14 protein-coding genes are annotated in these 17,927 nt (G+C 61.2%); 7 read left to right on the top strand and 7 right to left on the bottom strand.

The window, feature by feature from the left end; genetic code table 11:
• Positions 1-92: 92 nt before the first annotated feature.
• A complete protein-coding gene (locus ACP7EW_RS22015; protein ID WP_426219681.1) occupies positions 93-4,067 on the bottom strand; it encodes a molybdopterin-dependent oxidoreductase in 3,975 nt (1,324 codons plus the stop codon).
• A gap of 503 nt (positions 4,068-4,570) precedes the next feature.
• Between ACP7EW_RS22015 and nirB the strand changes: the two genes are divergently transcribed.
• Positions 4,571-7,111, top strand: coding sequence for a nitrite reductase large subunit NirB (gene nirB / locus ACP7EW_RS22020; RefSeq protein ID WP_426219683.1), 2,541 nt, complete (start codon positions 4,571-4,573; stop codon positions 7,109-7,111).
• A complete protein-coding gene (gene nirD, locus ACP7EW_RS22025) occupies positions 7,111-7,473 on the top strand; it encodes a nitrite reductase small subunit NirD (protein ID WP_061437189.1) in 363 nt (120 codons plus the stop codon). Before nirB ends, nirD begins: the two co-directional genes overlap by 1 nt.
• Before the next feature lie 52 nt (positions 7,474-7,525).
• On the opposite strand, the gene ACP7EW_RS22030 is transcribed toward nirD, so the two are convergent.
• Complete coding sequence (locus tag ACP7EW_RS22030; RefSeq protein ID WP_033896578.1) at positions 7,526-8,023, bottom strand: MarR family winged helix-turn-helix transcriptional regulator; 498 nt, start codon at positions 8,021-8,023, stop codon at positions 7,526-7,528.
• Positions 8,024-8,073: 50 nt separating this feature from the next.
• On the opposite strand from ACP7EW_RS22030, the gene ACP7EW_RS22035 reads away from it, so the two are divergent.
• The gene (locus tag ACP7EW_RS22035) at positions 8,074-9,573 is read left to right on the top strand and encodes an FAD-dependent oxidoreductase (RefSeq protein WP_426219686.1); all 1,500 of its coding nucleotides are present in this window, start codon (positions 8,074-8,076) and stop codon (positions 9,571-9,573) included.
• Here ACP7EW_RS22035 and ACP7EW_RS22040 read toward each other — a convergent pair.
• On the bottom strand, positions 9,541-10,191 hold the full coding sequence (locus ACP7EW_RS22040; protein ID WP_178952512.1) for an aspartate/glutamate racemase family protein: 651 nt from the start codon (positions 10,189-10,191) through the stop codon (positions 9,541-9,543). The genes ACP7EW_RS22035 and ACP7EW_RS22040 overlap by 33 nt on opposite strands.
• 66 nt (positions 10,192-10,257) lie before the next feature.
• On the opposite strand from ACP7EW_RS22040, the gene ACP7EW_RS22045 reads away from it, so the two are divergent.
• Positions 10,258-10,692 (top strand): HIT family protein, encoded by a 435-nt coding sequence (locus ACP7EW_RS22045; protein ID WP_426219688.1) that lies wholly within the window; start codon positions 10,258-10,260, stop codon positions 10,690-10,692.
• Here the strand turns inward: ACP7EW_RS22045 and ACP7EW_RS22050 are convergent.
• Positions 10,689-11,258, bottom strand: a complete 570-nt coding sequence (locus tag ACP7EW_RS22050) for a cysteine hydrolase family protein (RefSeq protein ID WP_426219690.1) — start codon at positions 11,256-11,258, stop codon at positions 10,689-10,691. The two genes, ACP7EW_RS22045 and ACP7EW_RS22050, sit on opposite strands and share 4 nt — an antisense overlap.
• Positions 11,259-11,360: 102 nt before the next feature.
• On the opposite strand from ACP7EW_RS22050, the gene ACP7EW_RS22055 reads away from it, so the two are divergent.
• The gene (locus ACP7EW_RS22055; protein ID WP_426219692.1) at positions 11,361-11,882 is read left to right on the top strand and encodes a GNAT family N-acetyltransferase; all 522 of its coding nucleotides are present in this window, start codon (positions 11,361-11,363) and stop codon (positions 11,880-11,882) included.
• Here the strand turns inward: ACP7EW_RS22055 and ACP7EW_RS22060 are convergent.
• The gene (locus ACP7EW_RS22060) at positions 11,836-12,501 is read right to left on the bottom strand and encodes a TetR family transcriptional regulator (RefSeq protein ID WP_426219694.1); all 666 of its coding nucleotides are present in this window, start codon (positions 12,499-12,501) and stop codon (positions 11,836-11,838) included. The two genes, ACP7EW_RS22055 and ACP7EW_RS22060, sit on opposite strands and share 47 nt — an antisense overlap.
• A 111-nt stretch (positions 12,502-12,612) precedes the next feature.
• Here ACP7EW_RS22060 and ACP7EW_RS22065 point away from each other — a divergent pair, with 111 nt between their 5' ends.
• Positions 12,613-13,275, top strand: coding sequence for an O-methyltransferase (locus tag ACP7EW_RS22065; RefSeq protein ID WP_426219696.1), 663 nt, complete (start codon positions 12,613-12,615; stop codon positions 13,273-13,275).
• Here ACP7EW_RS22065 and ACP7EW_RS22070 read toward each other — a convergent pair.
• Together ACP7EW_RS22070 and ACP7EW_RS22075 are read right to left on the bottom strand one after the other, a co-directional pair.
• Positions 13,262-13,882 carry a LysE family translocator gene (locus ACP7EW_RS22070; RefSeq protein WP_426219698.1) on the bottom strand — a complete coding sequence of 207 codons (621 nt, stop codon included), beginning with the start codon at positions 13,880-13,882 and terminating at the stop codon, positions 13,262-13,264. The genes ACP7EW_RS22065 and ACP7EW_RS22070 overlap by 14 nt on opposite strands.
• Positions 13,883-13,965: 83 nt before the next feature.
• Complete coding sequence (locus ACP7EW_RS22075; RefSeq protein ID WP_426219701.1) at positions 13,966-15,531, bottom strand: methyl-accepting chemotaxis protein; 1,566 nt, start codon at positions 15,529-15,531, stop codon at positions 13,966-13,968.
• Between the two features lie 162 nt (positions 15,532-15,693).
• On the opposite strand from ACP7EW_RS22075, the gene ACP7EW_RS22080 reads away from it, so the two are divergent.
• Positions 15,694-17,892: an OsmC domain/YcaO domain-containing protein gene (locus ACP7EW_RS22080; RefSeq protein WP_426219703.1), complete on the top strand. Its 2,199-nt coding sequence runs from the start codon at positions 15,694-15,696 to the stop codon at positions 17,890-17,892.
• Positions 17,893-17,927: the final 35 nt, after the last annotated feature.

Genomic DNA, 17,927 nt, shown 5'->3' on the forward strand with positions numbered 1-17,927 from the left:
GCGATTTGCTATCACTGCTGTTTCGGCCCGGCTCCGGTAAATCTTTAGGGTTTTTTGTACACAATACAAAGTGCTTATTGTTCTGTATCCAATCAATACACATCACGCAGGTAACGCTTCTGCTCACTCAGCTGCCGCCAGTACTCCACGGCACCCTCGACGCCAAGCCCGCCGTGGGTTTGCGCGACTTGGCGCAAGGCCTGGTCGACATCTTTGGCCATGTGGCTGGCGTCGCCGCAGATGTACAGCCTCGCGCCGTCCTGCAACCAACGCCACAGTTCGTCGCCCTGTTCGCGGATGCGGTCCTGCACGTAGACCTTTTGCGCCTGGTCGCGCGAGAACGCCAGGCTCAAGTGGTTGAGCAGGCCGTCGCGCTGCATGCCTTGCAGTTCGTCTTGATAGTAGAAATCGCTGGCGGCGTGCTGTTCACCGAAGAACAGCCAGTTGCGGCCCTGATGGCCCAGCGCGCGACGTTCCTGCAAGAACGCGCGAAAGGGCGCGATGCCGGTGCCGGGGCCGATCATGATCATCGGCACGTCGCCGTCAGTGGGCGTGCGGAAGTGTTTGGATGGCTGGATGAACAACGGCACCTCGCCGTCGCCGACCCGGTCAGCCAGGAAGGTCGAGGACACGCCTTTACGTTTGCCGTAACGCACGGCGGCCACGGTGAGGTGCACTTCCTGTGGATAGGCCTTGGCGCTGGACGCGATTGAATACAGGCGCGGTTGCAGGCGCTTGAGGGTGCCCAGCAGTTCATCCGCCGAACACTCGACGGGGTATTCCAGCAACACATCCGCCAGTTGCCGGCCCCAGAGCCAGTCATTCAGTTCGGCCTTATGTTCGGGGTTGAGCAAGTGCTTGAGGCCAGGATTGGCGCTGCGCTCCGCGATGAAAGCCAGGGTGTCGCTGCTGGGCCGGGCGATTTCGAAGTGCTGGGTCAGGGCCTGTTGCAGCGGCACATCGCCGAAGGTGTCGATGTTTACGCTGGTATGGGCGTTCAGGCGGGTGAGGTCGAGCAACTCGCTGACCAGTTCGGGGCAGTTGCGCGGCCGCACACCCAGGGCATCACCGGCTTCGTAGGTCAGCCCGGAGTCGGTCAGGTCCAGGGCAAATTGGCGGGTTTCCTTGTGGACGCTGTGCGGGTTCAGGTGTCGGTTGAGCAGCAGGCGTGAGCCGTACAGCTTGGTTTTTCCGGCGGGGGTGGCGGGCGCTACGGGCTTTGCCGGGGCCAGGGTTTGTTGGAAACGCACCAGCCACGCGTCGGCCAGTGCTTCGAATTCGGTGTCGCAGTCAACGCGCTCCAGCAGGCGGGTGGCGCCCAGTTCCAACAGACGCTGGTCGAGTTTTTTACCGTGGTTGCAGAACTGCTCGTAGTTCGGATCACCCAGGGCCAGCACCGCGAAGCGCAAGGACTCCAGGCGCGTCTCGGCGGTGCTGAGGCTGTGCCAGAACCCTTCGCCATTGTCCGGTGGGTCGCCGTCGCCAAAGGTGCTGCTGATCAGCGCCAGGGTGTGGGTGCTTGCCAGTCTGCTCGCTGGGAAATCCGCCATCGCGCTCAGTTCCACGGCAATGCCCGCGTCGCGCAGCCGTTTCGCAAAACGCTCGGCCAAGGCTTCGGCGTTGCCGGTTTGCGAGGCCCACAACAAGGTGACGGCTGGGGAGGGCGCCGCGAGGGATTGCGTATGGCTGTACAAACCGCCGAGCAAGCCGTTCAGCCACAGCCGTGACGCATCGGCCAACGGTGCATTGGTGGGCAGGATCGGCACGTCTACGGCCTGGCGTGCGGTATTGGCTTGCAAGCCGCAGAGGAAACCGGCGAGGTAGGTGCGCTCAGGCTCGCTCAGGGGTGGCGCGGGGAGGTTGCGGATGCCGGCGATTTCGGCGAAGGCGTCGAGGCGCGACATGGGAGTGTCCTCTGCTACGGGGGAAGGGCGGTCCAGGAATTGATGGTCGATCAGCTCGACGCGGGCCAGGGCGACAGCGCAGTGCTTGAACTCCGGCTGCAAGGAGATCGGGTCTACCGCGTCGTTGGTCACGGCGTTGATGGCCAGGTGTTCACCGAACACATCGTTCCAGTGGAACGGCGCAAAGCAGTTGCCTGGCCGTACACGGTCGATGACCACGGCGGGCAGTACGGCGCGGCCGCGCTGGGAGCGTATCTCGACCTGATCCTTGTTTTTGATGCCCAGCGTTGCTGCGTCTTCGGGGTGTAATTCCACGAAGGGGCCGGGGTTGAGTTTGTTCAGGGTCGCGACCTTGCCGGTCTTGGTCAGGGTGTGCCATTGGTGCTGCACGCGGCCGGTGTTCAGCACAAAGGGGAACGCGTCATCCGGCATTTCTGCGGGTGGCATATAGGGGCGGGCGAAGAACTGGGCTTTGCCGTTTTCGGTGGCGAAGGCGAGGGTGCCTGTGTCCAGGTAGCGGATCGGGTTGCGGTCCGCCCCATCCTCCGATGCGCAGGGCCATTGCAGCGGTTTCTCACGCAGGCGCGGGTAGCTCGCGCCACGAATGTCGTAGCCGGTCTTGGGGTTCCAGGCGCGTTTGATTTCTTCAAACACGTCGGCGGCGGATGCATAGGTGAACGCATCGGCAAAGCCCATCTCACAGGCGACCCTGGCGATGATCTGCCAGTCGGGCAGGGTCTCGCCAGGCGCGTCGACGGCTTTTTGCATCAGGGTCAGGTTGCGCTCGGAGTTGATCATCACCCCTTCGGCCTCGGCCCACAGCGCGCCGGGCAACAGGATGTCGGCGTAGCGGTTGGTCTCGGTATCGAGAAAAGCATCCTGGGTGATCACCAGTTCGGCGGTTTGCAGGCCTTTGATCACGGTTTGTCGGTTAGGCACGCTGGCGACCGGGTTGGTGCAGATGATCCAGCAGGCCTTGATCTGCCCGGCGGCCATCTGTTCGAACATCGCCACGGTGCCGTTGCCGGACTGACGCGGCAGGCTGTCGTGGGGGATCTGCCACAGCTCTTCGATAAAGGTGCGGTCGGCCTCGACCAACACCGAACGTTGCCCCGGCAGTCCAGGACCCATGTAACCCATTTCGCGCCCGCCCATGGCATTGGGTTGACCCGTGAGGGAAAACGGCCCGCTGCCCGGCCGGCAAATGGCGCCTGTCGCCAGGTGTAGGTTGCACAGGGCGTTGGTGTGCCAGGTGCCGTGGGTGCTCTGGTTGAGGCCCATGGTCCAGCAGCTCATCCACTCGGCGGCCTGGCCGATCCAGTCGGCGGCTTGGCGGATATCGGCTTCGGCCAGGCCGGTGATGGCGGCGACGTGCTCTGGCGAATAGTCCTCGAGGAATTCGGGCATCGCCTCCCAGCCTTGGGTAAAGGCGGCGATAAAGGCAGGGTCGGTATGGCCGTTTTTGACCAGCAGGTGCAGCAGGCCATTGAGCAACGCCAGGTCAGTGCCGGGTTTGATCGGCAGGAACAGGTCGGCCTTGTCCGCCGTGGCGCTGCGCCTGGGGTCGACCACGATCAGCTTCGCCCCGGCCTTGACCCGGTCCATCATGCGCAGGAACAGGATCGGGTGACAGTCAGCCATGTTCGCGCCGATCACGAAGAACAGCTCGGCGCGATCGAAGTCTTCATAGGACCCCGGCGGGCCGTCGGCGCCGAGGGAAAGTTTGTAGCCACTGCCGGCGCTGGCCATGCACAGCCGCGAGTTGGACTCGATGTTGGCGGTGCGGACGAAGCCCTTGGCCAATTTATTGATGAGGTATTGGGACTCCAGCGACATCTGCCCTGACACGTAGAAGGCCAAGGCGTCCGGGCCGTGGGTGTCGAGGGTGTGACGCAGGCGGCGCGCGGTTTCGCGGAGGGCGTTGTCCATGCCGATGCGCACCGGGTCATTCTGCCGGGCCTGGCGTACATAGGCGTTTTCCATGCGCCCGGACTCGACGATGGCTTGCCCGCAGGTGGTGCCCTTGGTGCACAGGCGGCCAAAGTTGGTGGGATGGGCCTTGTCGCCGATCACCTTGACCACTTTATTGTCTTGCACCTGCATGACGATGCCACACCCCACGCCACAATAGGGACACACACTGCGTATGTTTTGGTTGGCCATCTGAAACCTGCGTAAACAAAAAAGGCGCCTTGCAACCCTCCGTTCAGAACGGGGATTACACGGCGCCTTTGTCGTGAGAGGGCAGTCAGCGTTGACTGCTTGGTTGATGTTTTCCTAGCAAGTCACGCGCCAGGTTTTGCACGACGGGGTTTGTTAGGCGAACTGGCCCGCTCACCACAGGAAACTATTCATTCCTGGAGAGCTGTGCACTTTTATGACGCGAGATGCACCAGTTGGAGGCGTTGGAAGTGGTGCTTGGCATTGTCGACTCACCTGTTGAGCCGTGAACACAGGCCTTGCATCCGCTTGGCACAGACCCTGCAAGCTCCCCCTCAACCCACTTCGGTCAACGACGATCGACACCGGGGCATATAGCGGAGAATCCGGCGAAGTCGCCCGATCCGAACCCGCATAAGAACAGGCAAAGACGCCTGGAACCGAAAGGTTTCAGGCGTTTTTTTTTGCTTTTTTAAAACCGTGATGAGCGTTGTCGGGTGCTTACTATGAACCATCTCAAAACCTTGATCGTCGTCGGCAATGGCATGGTCGGCCACCACTGTGTGGCGCAATTGATCGAGCGCGGTGCGCTGGATCACTACCGTTTGCATGTGTTCAGCGAAGAGCCGATGCGCGCCTATGACCGGGTGCACCTGTCTGAATACTTCACCGGCCGCGATGCCGAGTCGCTGGCCTTGTCCGACGCCGCGTTGTACCAGACGCCAGGTGTGACCCTGCACCTGGGCGTACCGGTGCTAGAGATCGATCGCGCCCGCTGTGAGGTGATCACCGCCGACGGCTGCGTCGCCTATGACAAGCTGGTGTTGGCCACCGGTTCCTATCCGTTCGTGCCGCCTATCGAAGGCGCCGAAGGCGATTCACGGCTGGTGTATCGCACCCTTGAGGATTTGGACGCGATTCGTAAGGCCGCCGCCAATGCGAAACGCGGTGTGGTAGTGGGCGGTGGCCTGTTGGGCCTGGAAGCCGCCAACGCCCTGAAAAGCCTCGGCCTTGAAGCCCATGTGGTGGAATTCGCGCCGCGCCTGATGCCGGTGCAACTCGACGACTTTGGCGGCCTGGCGCTCAAGGCGCAGATCGAGCGACTGGGCGTGGGCGTGCATTTGTCGCGCGCCACCCAATCCATCAGCGCGGGCGAGCAGTACCGCTACCGCATGAATTTTGCCAATGACGAGTTCCTCGAAACCGACCTGATCGTGTTCTCCGCCGGCATCCGCGCCCAGGATGCACTGGCCCGCCAGGCCGGCCTGGACATCGGCCCGCGTGGCGGCGTGGTGATCAACGACGAATGCCTGAGCATCGACCCGAACATCTACGCGATTGGCGAATGCGCGTCCTGGAACGGTAGCCTGTTCGGCCTGGTCGCGCCGGGCTACCAGATGGCCCGAGGCGTCGCCGCGCTACTGTGCGCGCAAACCGCCGAACCGTTTGTGGGCGCCGACATGTCGACCAAGCTCAAGTTGCTCGGCGTCGACGTGGGCTCCATCGGCGACGCCCATGCCCACACGCCGGGCGCGCGCAGCTACCAGTTCATCGACGAAGCCAGCGCCAGCTATCGGCGTCTGGTGGTGGATGCCTCAGGCAAACATGTGATCGGCGCGGTGTTGGTGGGCGACAACAGCTACTACGACACCTTGCTGCAATACATGCAAAACAGCATCACGCTGCCGTCCGAACCGGCCAGCCTGATCCTGCCATCCTCCAGCGGCGCCCCGACCCTCGGCCCCGGCGCCTTGCCGGAATCGGCCACCGTCTGCTCCTGCCACAACGTGACCAAGGGCGCGATCTGCTCGGCCATCGACGGCGGCTGCAGCGACCTCGGCCTGCTCAAGTCTCAGACCAAGGCCTGCACCGGATGCGGCGGCTGCGCTGGCTTGCTCAAGCAGGTGTTCGAGCATGAGCTGATCGCCCGTGGCGTCAGCGTCGACAAGAGCCTGTGCGAACACTTCGCCTACACCCGGCAGGAGTTGTACGCCCTGGTGCGCGTGGAAGGCATCCTCACCTTTGACGAACTGCTGGCCAAACACGGCCGTGGTCACACCGGTTGCGACGTGTGCAAACCGGCAGTGGGCTCGATCCTGGCATCGTGCTGGAACCAGCCGATCATGGACGCGTCCCTGGTGCCGTTGCAGGACACCAACGATACGTTCATGGCCAACATGCAGAAGAACGGCACCTACTCGGTGGTGCCGCGTATTCCTGGGGGTGAGATCACTGCGGATAAGCTGATTGTGATCGGCGAGGTGGCGAAGAAATACGACCTCTACACCAAGATCACCGGCGGCCAGCGCATCGACCTGTTTGGCGCGCAACTGCACGAACTGCCGGATATCTGGAGCGAACTGATCGCCGCCGGGTTTGAAACCGGACACGCCTACGGCAAATCCACGCGTACGGTGAAGTCCTGCGTGGGCAGCACCTGGTGCCGTTACGGCGTGCAGGACAGCGTGAAAATGGCGCTGTTGATCGAGGATCGCTACAAGGGCCTGCGCTCGCCGCACAAGCTCAAATTCGCAGTGTCCGGCTGTACCCGTGAATGCGCCGAAGCCCAGAGCAAGGACGTGGGCGTGATCGCCACCGAGAAAGGTTGGAACCTCTACATCGCCGGCAACGGCGGCATGCGCCCACGCCATGCGGAGCTGTTCGCCACTGACCTGGATGACGCCACGCTGATCCGCTACATCGACCGCTTCCTGATGTTCTACATCCGCACCGCCGACAAGCTGCAACGCACCTCGGTCTGGCGCGAAAGCCTCGAAGGCGGCCTGGATTTCCTCAAGGACGTGATCCTGCACGACAGCCTGGGCCTCGGCGCAGAGCTGGAAGCGCAGATGCAACTGGTGGTCGACCGCTACGAATGCGAATGGGCCAACGCTCTCGCAGACCCGGAAAAACTCAAGCGCTTTCGCACCTTCGTCAACGACAAACGCCCCGACCCGGACATCCACTTCGTCCAGGAACGCGGGCAACGCCGGCCGATCATGGCCGCCGAACTCAACCTGATTCCCGTCACCGAGGAGATTGCCTGATGAGCCAAACCAACCCGCAACGCAACCTGGCCACCTGGAAAGGTGTGTGCAGCGAGACCGACCTGGTGAGCAATTCCGGCGTGGTGGTGTGGCTGGACGGCGCGCAAGTGGCGCTGTTCTACCTGCCGGGTGCGCAGGACCAGACGTTGTTTGCCATCGACAACCATGACCCGGAATCCGGCGCGAATGTGATCGGGCGCGGCTTGATCGGCAGTATCAAGGGTGACCTGGTGGTGGCGGCGCCGATCTACAAGCAGCATTACCGGCTCGAGGATGGGCAGTGTCTGGAGGCGCCTGATCAGAGACTGCGGGTGTGGCCGGTGCGGTTGAACGCTGGGGTGGTGGAATTGGCATTGGATTGATGCTGTGTGGCAAGCGGGCTTGCCCCGCTTGCCACAGGAAACGTGCATGGCCTTAGGAAATGCCCTTCGTCGCACGCACCGAGTCATCCTTGATATCCTCGGCAAACTTGCGCATCAGCCGCACCAGATTGTCGAAGTCGCCTTCATCCCAGGTGGAGAAGATCGACACACCGATCCTCTCCCGCGCGTCGTCGACGCGGTCAGTCATGGCTTTGCCTTTCTCGGTAATCACCGACTCGCGTACGCGGCGGTCGACTGCGCTTGCCTGGCGCAGAACCAAGCCCAGGCTTTCCAGCTTCGCCACCTGCCGGCTCACGGTGGTGTAGTCACGGCCCACGCGGTCAGCCAGTTCGACTACGCCGATCGGCCCCAACCTTTCCACCAGCACCAGCAGCGGAAACAGGGCGCGATCCAGTGAAATCCCGGCTTCGCGCACCATCGCTTCGTCGCGCTGCGGGCGGTTCATCACCCCCACGATCTCAACCAATGAACCATGCAGGTCACGCAGTTGGGCGGATATATGTGCTTTTTGCACATTTTTAATTGACACGGTGTTCGCCTCTCTTAATATGTGCGTATTGCACATATAGGTGATCCAGTATGAAAGCGCAATTCGCTGTCGATGTACTGATTTGCGGTGCCGGTGCCGCCGGCCTGACCTTGGCAATCGACCTGGCGAGAAGGGGTATCACTTTTCGGCTGATCGAAAAAAATGCGCATCCCTTCCAGGGTTCACGCGGTAAAGGTATCCAGCCAAGGTCTCAGGAAGTGTTCGAAGACCTGGGGATTCTCGACCGTCTGATGGCAGTGGGTGGAGTCTATCCGACTGACCGGCGCTACCGCGACGATGGCAGCTACAGCGAAACAGAATTCACAGAATCCAAGGCGTCGATGCCCGCCGAGCCTTACCGACAACCGTTGATGGTGCCGCAGTTTTTGACCGAGCGCGTGATGCGCGAACGTCTGCTTGAGTGGGGGCATCAGCCTGAATTTGCTTGTGAACTGGTTGGATTTGAGCAGGACGGCAACGCAGTCACCGCACGGCTGATCGGCAACGCAGGTGAAGAACACATCCGTGTGCGTTGGTTGGTGGGTGCTGATGGGGGGCGCAGTTTTGTTCGACATGCCCTGGATATCGGCTTTCCCGGCAAGACCCTTGGCGTACGCGCTTTGGTGGCGGATGTCGAACTTAGCGGCCTCACGCGTGATGCCTGGCACCGTTTTGGTGACGGCGATATGCAGCGCCAGATTGCGATATGCCCCCTGGCCGGCACCGAGCTGTTCCAGATTCAGGGGCCGATTCCCGCGGATCTTGACGTCGATTTCAGTGCCGAGGGGCTCACCGCAATCATCGCCCATCGCACCGGTCGCGCCGATATCCAGGTGCACGCGGTGTCTTGGTCGTCGGCCTACACCATGAATGCTCGCCTGGCGGATCAATACCGCGTGGGGAGAGTGCTGCTGGTGGGGGACGCCGCCCATATCCATCCGCCCACCGGCGGCCAGGGTCTGAATACCAGCGTGCAGGACGCTTACAACCTTGGCTGGAAGCTGGCGGCGGTGGTACAGGGGGCGTGTGATGATTTACTGGATAGCTATGAAGAGGAGCGTCGGCCTGTCGCTGCTTCCGTTCTCGGTCTGTCCACCCGACTGCTGGATGAGATGAAGAACGGTGAACTGCGTCGGGGCAGGGAAGTGCATCAGTTGGACATTGGCTATCCGGCGTCCTCGCTGGCGCTGGCACACCCTGTGCGCATCAACGTTTCGCCAGGGAATCGAGCACCGGATGCGCCCGTCCGAGGCGCCGCTGGGCAAGTAGTGCGGCTGTTCAACCTGTTCAAGGGAACGCACTGGACGCTGCTGGGCTATGGCGTAACGCGGGATTCAGTGCAGGCACGGCCAGGCATGCGTGTCCACATCGTTGGGTCAGGGGGTGACCTGCTCGACGACCAGGGTCACTTTCAACAGGCCTACGGGCTGGCAATTGGCGATTGGGTGCTGGTGCGACCTGATGGCTATATCGGCGCGATTGTATCGTCAGCGAATGTCGAGGTCCTGGACGCTTACCTAGAGAGGGTTTTGCAGTGTGCGCACGGCTGACTCCAGCCCGGCTATTGCACTGGTGAGGGGGCGCGGGCCCAAGGTGACATAGCGCGCGGCATCGCTCATTGAGGCCTGTGCCAGCGCAACCACATCCGCGCCATGCTCATAGGCTTGATCAGCAGATTTGGCGATGGCTGCCAGGTAGCCGTCAATGTCACCTGCCTTGAACAAGGTCCATGCTCCCGCCACCAACTGTATATCGATCACTGCATTTGATCGCCGTGCAGCCGTGTGAAAAAGCTGCGAGGTTGGCTCTAAGGTGGTCTCGACGGCGCACAACACCACGACCTTTTTGCCAGCCCCCAGCGCCGTCGCCGCCAGCGCTTCATCAGCTCTCAAGATAGGCACTCGAACATCAGGCGTGATGCTCTCGATCGATGGACCCAAGGTCGAACAGGTCAGCACCACCACCTCCGCGTGTTGGGCGAGGGCGAGCAGTGCCGATTGGGTTGACTCGGCAATCTCTTCGGTGAGGCGACCGGCGTGTTCTGCTGCGGCCAGCAGGTCGGCACGGACTGTATGGTGGATCACGCCTGGGTCGATACCCAAGGTGCTCGCGGCCGTGTCAAACACGCCGATATTGCTGGTTGCGGTGTGCAGGCAGGCGATTCGCATGGAATAGGTCCGGTGCTGTAAGAGCGTTAAGATGCCGCCTGGACTCACTCAGATCAAGGACAATGCATGCCCCTTATCACGGAACGCGTCGCGCTGGCCCGCAATGGCGCCAACGACAAAGTCATCTGCCGCATGGCTTCGGGCTGGGCTGTCATGGGCGATGTACAGTTTTTACCGGGTTATTGCCTGCTGCTGCCCGACCCGGTCGTTGCCAGTCTGAACGACCTCGATACCGAGGCCCGCACTGCCTACCTGCTGGACATGGCCCGCCTGGGCGATGCGGTGTTGCAGGCCACCGGTGCGCTGCGTATGAACTACGAGATCCTGGGCAATTCCGAGCCGGAACTGCATTGTCACATCTTCCCACGCTACGCCTCGGAGCCGGACGACAAACGCACGATGCCGGCTTGGTTTTACGATTGGAAAAACGCGGTGCCGTATGCGGAAGGTGAGCATGGGGCGTTGCGTGAAAAGATTGCGGCTCTGTTAAGCGAGCCTTAGCCCGTCGCGAGGTGAGCGAGGATCTCGTCAGTCTCTACGACACGGGCATAGTCCATCGCCAGGTTGCTCAGCGACAGTGCATGCACGTCTTCAGCCGGCCACAGGCGCCCGGACAAATCGGTTTGATCGAAGGTGTAGCACGCATCCGAAACTACCGTCACCGCAAAACCCAAGTTACCGCCGGAGCGCGCCGTGGCCTCGACCGAGTTGTTGGTGATCACGCCGACGATCACCAACTGCCGGATCCCGCGTGCATGCAGCCAGCGTTCCAGCCCTGAGGCGACGAAGGCATCCGGAACGTTCTTTTCGACCACATGTTCATGCGCCAGCGGTTGCAGCGCGGGCTGGAATTCGCAACCCGGTTGACCCGGCCAGAACACCGAGTCGGGCGAGCGGGAGATGTGCCGGATGTGGACGACAGGCCAGCCGGATTGACGCCATGCATTCAGCAGGCGCTGCATCTGCACTTCCGCATCCGGATTGTTGCGTCGCCCCAGCTTGGGCTGGTTCATGCCTTGCTGCATGTCGATGATCAGCAGTGCAGCGTTGGTGGCTAACGATTGCATGGCACCTCCTTTTGCGGTCGAGGGTCGAAACATACCATGAGGGTAAACGGTCATGAAGGTTGGGTTTACTTGAAGGACATTGACTGAATAAGGAATCGATCAATGATCCGCAAAGCGTTACCTGGCGACGCCAACGCCATCGCCCAGGTGCATATCCGCAGTTGGCAGGAAGCCTATCGTGACTTGATGCCTGCCGAGTTCTTGAAGGGATTGGACGCAACGCTGGCTCGGCGTGAATCCTTTTGGGTTCGCTCGATTGAGTCGGGCGAGTCCGATGTGTGGGTCGCCGAGCTGGATGGGAAAGTTATCGGCTGGATATCGGTCGGTGCCAGTCGTGACGAAGAAGCTGCCGGAGCAAACACCGGTGAGGTCATGGCCATTTATGTTTTAGCCAAATATTGGCAAACCGGTGTCGGGCTAGCCTTGTGGAACGCGGGCCTACAGTTCTTGATGGAGCAGGGGTATGAGTGTTTGACGCTTTGGGTCTTGAGCCGTAATGAAAGGGCTATCCGGTTTTATCGCAGGATGGGCTGCGTTGAGGACCCGGGGAGTGAACGTCATCTTCAGAGGGGAGGTGTCACTCTGGAAGAAATGAGGTATCGGTTGTCCTTTGGACCCGGTTGAGCGCATTCACATACGCACGAAACATATCCGCCATCCCCTCGGAGTACACCGCAATTTCTTCAGCCGTTCGCGGACTGTTGGAGAACTCTTTCCCCACTGAACTGAGCGTGGTCAGGATCAAATCGCTGGCCAATATCCGCGTATCAACCGACACCTCAGGCAACAATTCCAGCATGAACCCCTTGAACGCCTGGCGTCCCGCCGCACGCACCTCCAGGGCCTCCGGCGCATCGCGATAGAGCGGCGCCGCGTCGCTCAGCGCGCCGCGCATCTGTGCTTCTTCGCATTCCGACTCGATAAAGGCGTGCACCAACGTGCGCAGGCGGTCCAGTGGCGTCTCGTCGCGTTTCTCCAGGATGTCGCGCAGCATCTGGGTGGTCTGCTGCCACTCATCACTCTGCAACCGGAACAGAATCGCTGCTTTGTTGGGGAAGTATTGGTACACCGAACCCACGCTCACGCCGGCCTTTTCCGCGACCCGTGCGGTGGTGAAACGGGTGGCGCCTTCCTTGGCCAAAACCTGAATAGCCGCCTGCAGAATTGCCGCCACCAACTCGGTGGAACGGGCCTGTTGCGGCTGTTTACGCGTGGAAATACGCGGGGTCTGGCGGTTGGTCATACAGGGCTCCTGAAGCAGGGCTAATGCGAATAGCGAAGGATGCGAATCACTCGCATACTTTTAATGCGACGAATTAGTCGCATCTTAGTCCCAACTCACTGGAAATCAATTATGTCGAGCCTGACCACCGCGCCTTTGGCGCCCCTGATTGAACGTCTTTACGCCCAGGCCGATGCGGCCACCAGCCCGCAGCTGAACTCGGTCTCTCAGGCAGAACGCGAACGGCTGATGCACAGCAAAACCGAGTACGTGGCGCTGTATTCGATGCTCAAGGACCTGTGGCTACCCGTGTCCCAGGACACCGGCAAGCTGCTCTACATGCTGGCTCGCAGCAACAAGGCGCGGGCGATTGTCGAGTTTGGTACTTCGTTTGGGCTGTCGACCTTGTTCCTGGCTGCCGCACTGCGCGACAACGGCGGCGGTGTGCTGATCGGCAGCGAATTCGAAGCCTCTAAAATCGCCCTGGCGCGCGAGCATTTCATCGAAGGCGGCGTGAGCGACCTGATCCATATCCGCGAAGGTGACGCGCTGGTGACCCTGGCCAGCGACTTGCCAGAGGTTGTCGATCTGTTGCTGCTGGACGGCGCCAAGACGCTGTATGGCGACGTGCTGAACCTGGTGGAACGCCACCTGCGCCCCGGGGCACTGGTGGTGGCAGACAACACCGATTATTGCCCTGAATACCTGGCCTACGTGCGCGCCCCGGAGAACGGCTACTTGTCGGTGCCGTTTACCGATGACATCGAACTTTCAATGCGCCTCAACGCTTGCTGAACGCCAGCCGTGCAGCGAACAACACAAAGATCAGGCCGGTGGTGCGGTCCATCCACTGGATGACCTTTTCGCGGCGCAGGAAGCCGGAAAGCGGCTGCGTAGCACCGATCAGCACCAGTGCCCAGATCACGCCAAGCAGCACGTGGATACTGACCAGACCGAACGTCCAGAGGATCAACGGCTGACCCTGGGGAATGAACTGTGGCAGGAAGGACACGTAGAAAATCCCCACCTTGGGGTTGAGCACGTTGCCCAGCATGCCCTTGATAAACCAGTTGCCGGCAGGTTTGCCCTGCACCTCGGCGCTCGCCAATGAGCGACGTGGGCGCAGCAACATGTTCAAGCCCAACCAGGCCAGGTACGCGGCGCCGCAGTACTTGAGCAGGTTGAAGGCAACTTCCGACACCGCGATCAACGCACCCAGGCCAAAGGCAACCGCCGCGCCCCAGAGCAGGCAACCGGCGTTGATCCCCAGCGTGGCTTGCAACGCCTGGCGCTTGCCTTCCACCGTGGCGGTCCTGAGTACCAGCGCCGCATCGAGGCCGGGTGTGAGCGTCAGCAGCGTGGCGGCGAAGGTGAAGGCGAGGAGGTTGTCGGTGATGGACATGGGCGGGATTCATGCAAGGGGCGTGGGAGGACGTTAACCCAAGCCGGGTCGCCCCGCAAAGAGGCGAACCTGCTTAAGGGGTATCAGCGATTGAACCGCTCCACCAACGCATATTGGGTGGACGCGGTGTTCGTCAGCTCCTTGCTCAGGTCCGTGGATTGATGGGCTTGTATCGACGTCTGGTCAGCCAGTTCGGCGATGGTGGTGATGTTGCGGCTGATTTCCTCGGCGACCGCGCTCTGTTCCTCGGTGGCGGCGGCGATCTGGGTTGTCATGTCGGTGATATGGGACACCGCTTCGCTGATGCCGACCAGCGCCTGGTCCGCCTCCAGCACCCAGGCCACGCCTTCCTGGGCCTGGCGTTGGCCGTGTTCCATACTTTGCACGGCATTGTTGGAGGACGCCTGCAGTTGGGTGATCAAGCCGTGGATCTGGGTGGTGGACTGGGACGTGCGTTGTGCCAGCTGCCGCACTTCATCGGCCACCACGGCAAAACCTCGGCCTTGCTCGCCGGCACGCGCTGCTTCGATGGCGGCGTTGAGGGCCAGCAGGTTGGTCTGGTCGGCAATGCCTTTGATCACATCCACCACGCTGCCAATTTCGTCGCTGTCCTTGGCCAGTTGCGCCACGGTAGCGCCGGTTTCGCTGACCACCGCAGACAGGCGCTCGATCGCCTCGCGGGTGTCGCGTGCCACTTCGCGGCCGCGCCCGGTCAGGACGTTGGCCTGCTGGGTGGCGTCGGCGGTGCGTTGCACGTGGCTGGCGACTTCCTGGGTGGTGGCGGCCATCTGGTTGACGGCGGCCGAGACCTGTTCGGTTTCGACGCGCTGGCGGTCCAGGCCCTTGGAGCTGGCGGTGGCCAACTGATCGGATTGCCCGGCCAGGGCGCTCAGTTGCTCGGCGCTGTCCTGCAGGCGCGTGAGGCAGGTCTTCAGGCGTGCGTTCTGGCTGAGAAACGCCGTTTCCAGACGGGCCTGGGGCCCACGCGCGTCGCTGTACATCTGCGCGATCAAGGCATCCGAGGTCGAGGGCTCCACACCTTGCAACAGGCGCAATGTGCTGCCTTGGCGCGAGCGCGAGCAGAGCACGCCCACCGGTACCGCGACCGCAACGGCCACGGCAATGGCGACGGGCGCACTGAGGAACAGGCCGGCGAGGCTACCGGCTAGCCCGGTTGCCAGGTAAGGCACGCAGCTGATGGCGGCCGGCAGCCAGGCGTCCTGGCGTGAAACAGCCGGCTTGCCCTGGCTGATGCGGCGGTACAGGGCCTGGGCACGACGGATCTCATCGGCCGTGGGCTTGACCCGTACAGACTCGAAACCCACCACTTTGCTGCCATCGAATATGGGGGTCACGTAGGCATTGACCCAATAATGGTCGCCGTTTTTCGAGCGGTTCTTGACGATGCCCATCCAGGGCAGGCCTTGCTTGAGTGCACTCCACATGTGCGCAAACACGGCGGGGGGCACATCGGGGTGACGCACGATGTTCTGCGGGGCGCCAATCAAATCGGCGCGTTCAAAGCCGCTGATCTCGACAAAGGCATCGTTGCAGTAAGTGATGACACCTCGGACATCCGTGGCGGAGATGAGTTTTTGCGAAGGCGCGAGGGAAATCTCACGCTGTGTTACGGGCTGGTTATTGCGCATTCCGACTACTCCCTGGTTGCCCACAGTCCATCGGCGCCATCTGCGAAAAGGTTAATCCACATTGGCCAATTCGCCAGCCACTGGTCAAAAGCCTGAAACTTCCCGGTGAAACCCCTCATAATGGCGGCCATTTTTGTTTAGCCGTTATTCTGGTGTGCCCCCATGGAAATCAAGGTCAACTTTCTCGACAACCTCCGGCTTGAAGCCAAGTTCGACGACTTCACGGTGATTGCCGACCAGCCCATCCGCTACAAAGGCGATGGCTCGGCACCGGGGCCGTTCGATTACTTCCTGGCGTCGTCGGCGTTGTGCGCGGCGTACTTCGTGAAGTTGTACTGCCAGACGCGCAATATCCCCACCGAGAATATTCGCCTGTCGCAGAACAACATCGTCGACCCGGAAAACCGCTATAACCAGATCTTCAAGATCCAGGTCGAGCTGCCGGCGGACATTTCCGACAAGGACCGCCAAGGCATCCTGCGTTCCATCGACCGTTGCACGGTCAAGAAAGTGGTGCAGGCCGGGCCTGAGTTCGTCATCGAAGAAGTCGAAAACCTGGACGCCGACGCACAGGCCTTGTTGATGCCCAATTCCACCTCCGAGGGCGGCACCTACATCGCTGGCAAGGACCTGCCGCTGGAGCAGACCATCGCCAACATGTCCGGCATCCTGGCCGGCCTGGGCATGAAGATTGAAATCGCGTCGTGGCGCAATATCGTGCCCAACGTGTGGTCGCTGCATATCCGCGATGCGCATTCTCCGATGTGCTTCACCAACGGCAAGGGCGCGACCAAAGAGGGCGCCCTGGCGTCGGCACTCGGTGAGTTCATCGAACGGCTCAACTGCAACTTTTTCTACAACGATCAGTTCTGGGGTGAGGAACTGGCCAATGCACCGTTTGTGCATTACCCGGATGAGCGCTGGTTCCAGCCAGGCCCCAACGACGAGCTGCCAGGTGAAATCCTCGACGCCTACTGCCTGAAGGTCTACAACCGCGAGGGCGAACTGCGCGGCTCGCACCTGTTCGACACCAACTCCGGCAACGAAGCGCGTGGGATTGTGTCGCTGCCGTTCGTGCGCCAATCGGACGATGAGGTGGTGTACTTCCCGTCCAACCTGATCGAAAACCTCTACCTCAGCAACGGCATGAGCGCTGGCAACACCTTGGCTGAAGCCCAGGTCCAGTGCCTGTCGGAGATCTTCGAGCGCGCCGTGAAGCGTGAAATCATCGAAGGCGAGTTCGCCTTGCCGGACGTACCGGCCGAGGTGTTGGCCAAGTACCCTGGCATTCTCGCCGGTATCCAGGGCCTCGAAGCCCAAGGCTTTCCCGTACTGGTGAAAGACGCGTCCCTGGGCGGCGAATTCCCGGTGATGTGCGTGACCCTGATGAACCCGCGCACTGGCGGTGTGTTCGCCTCGTTCGGCGCGCACCCAAGCCTGGAAGTGGCGCTGGAGCGCAGTCTCACCGAGCTGTTGCAAGGTCGCAGTTTCGAGGGCCTAAACGACCTGCCACAGCCGACCTTCGAAGGCCAGGCGGTGACTGAACCGAACAACTTTGTCGAGCACTTCATCGACTCCAGTGGTGTGGTGTCGTGGCGTTTCTTCAGTTCGCAGTCGGACTACGAGTTTGTCGAGTGGGACTTCTCAGGCGAAGGCGAAGACTCCAATGCCCAGGAAGCCGCGACCTTGTTCGGCATTCTGGAGGGTATGGGTAAAGAGTCCTACATGGCCGTGTACGAACACCTCGGCGCCACTGCGTGCCGCATCCTGGTACCGGACTATTCGGAAATCTACCCGGTGGACGACCTGATCTGGGACAACACCAACAAGGCGCTGTTTTTCCGCGAGGACATTCTCAACCTGCACCGCCTCGACGAGGAAGCGTTGCAAGCCTTGGTCGAGCGCCTGATCGAAAGCGAACTGGACGACTACACCGACATCACCACCCTGATCGGCATCGAGTTCGATGACAACACCGCCTGGGGTCAACTGACCATCCTGGAGTTGAAACTGCTGATCTTCCTGGCCTTGCAGCAATATGAAGAGGCCAAGGAGTGCGTGGAGATGTTCCTGCAGTACAACGACAACACTGCAGAACGTGGCCTGTTCTACCAGGCGATGAATGCGGTGCTGGAGATGGAGTTGGACGACGACCTGGAACTGGCCGACTACGAAGCCAACTTCCGTCGCATGTTTGGTAATGAGCGGATGGATGCGGTGATTGGCTCGGTGCAGGGTGATGTGCGTTTCTATGGCTTGACGCCGACCAGCATGAAGCTGGAAGGGCTTGACCGGCATTTGCGCTTGATTGACAGCTACAAGAAGCTGCATGCGGCGCGGGCCAATATCACCACAAAATGACACAAGCCTCTGTGGGAGCTGGCTTGCCTGCGATA

Source organism: Pseudomonas sp. DWRC2-2 (assembly GCF_049897885.1).
Taxonomy (GTDB): domain Bacteria; phylum Pseudomonadota; class Gammaproteobacteria; order Pseudomonadales; family Pseudomonadaceae; genus Aquipseudomonas; species Aquipseudomonas azotoformans_A.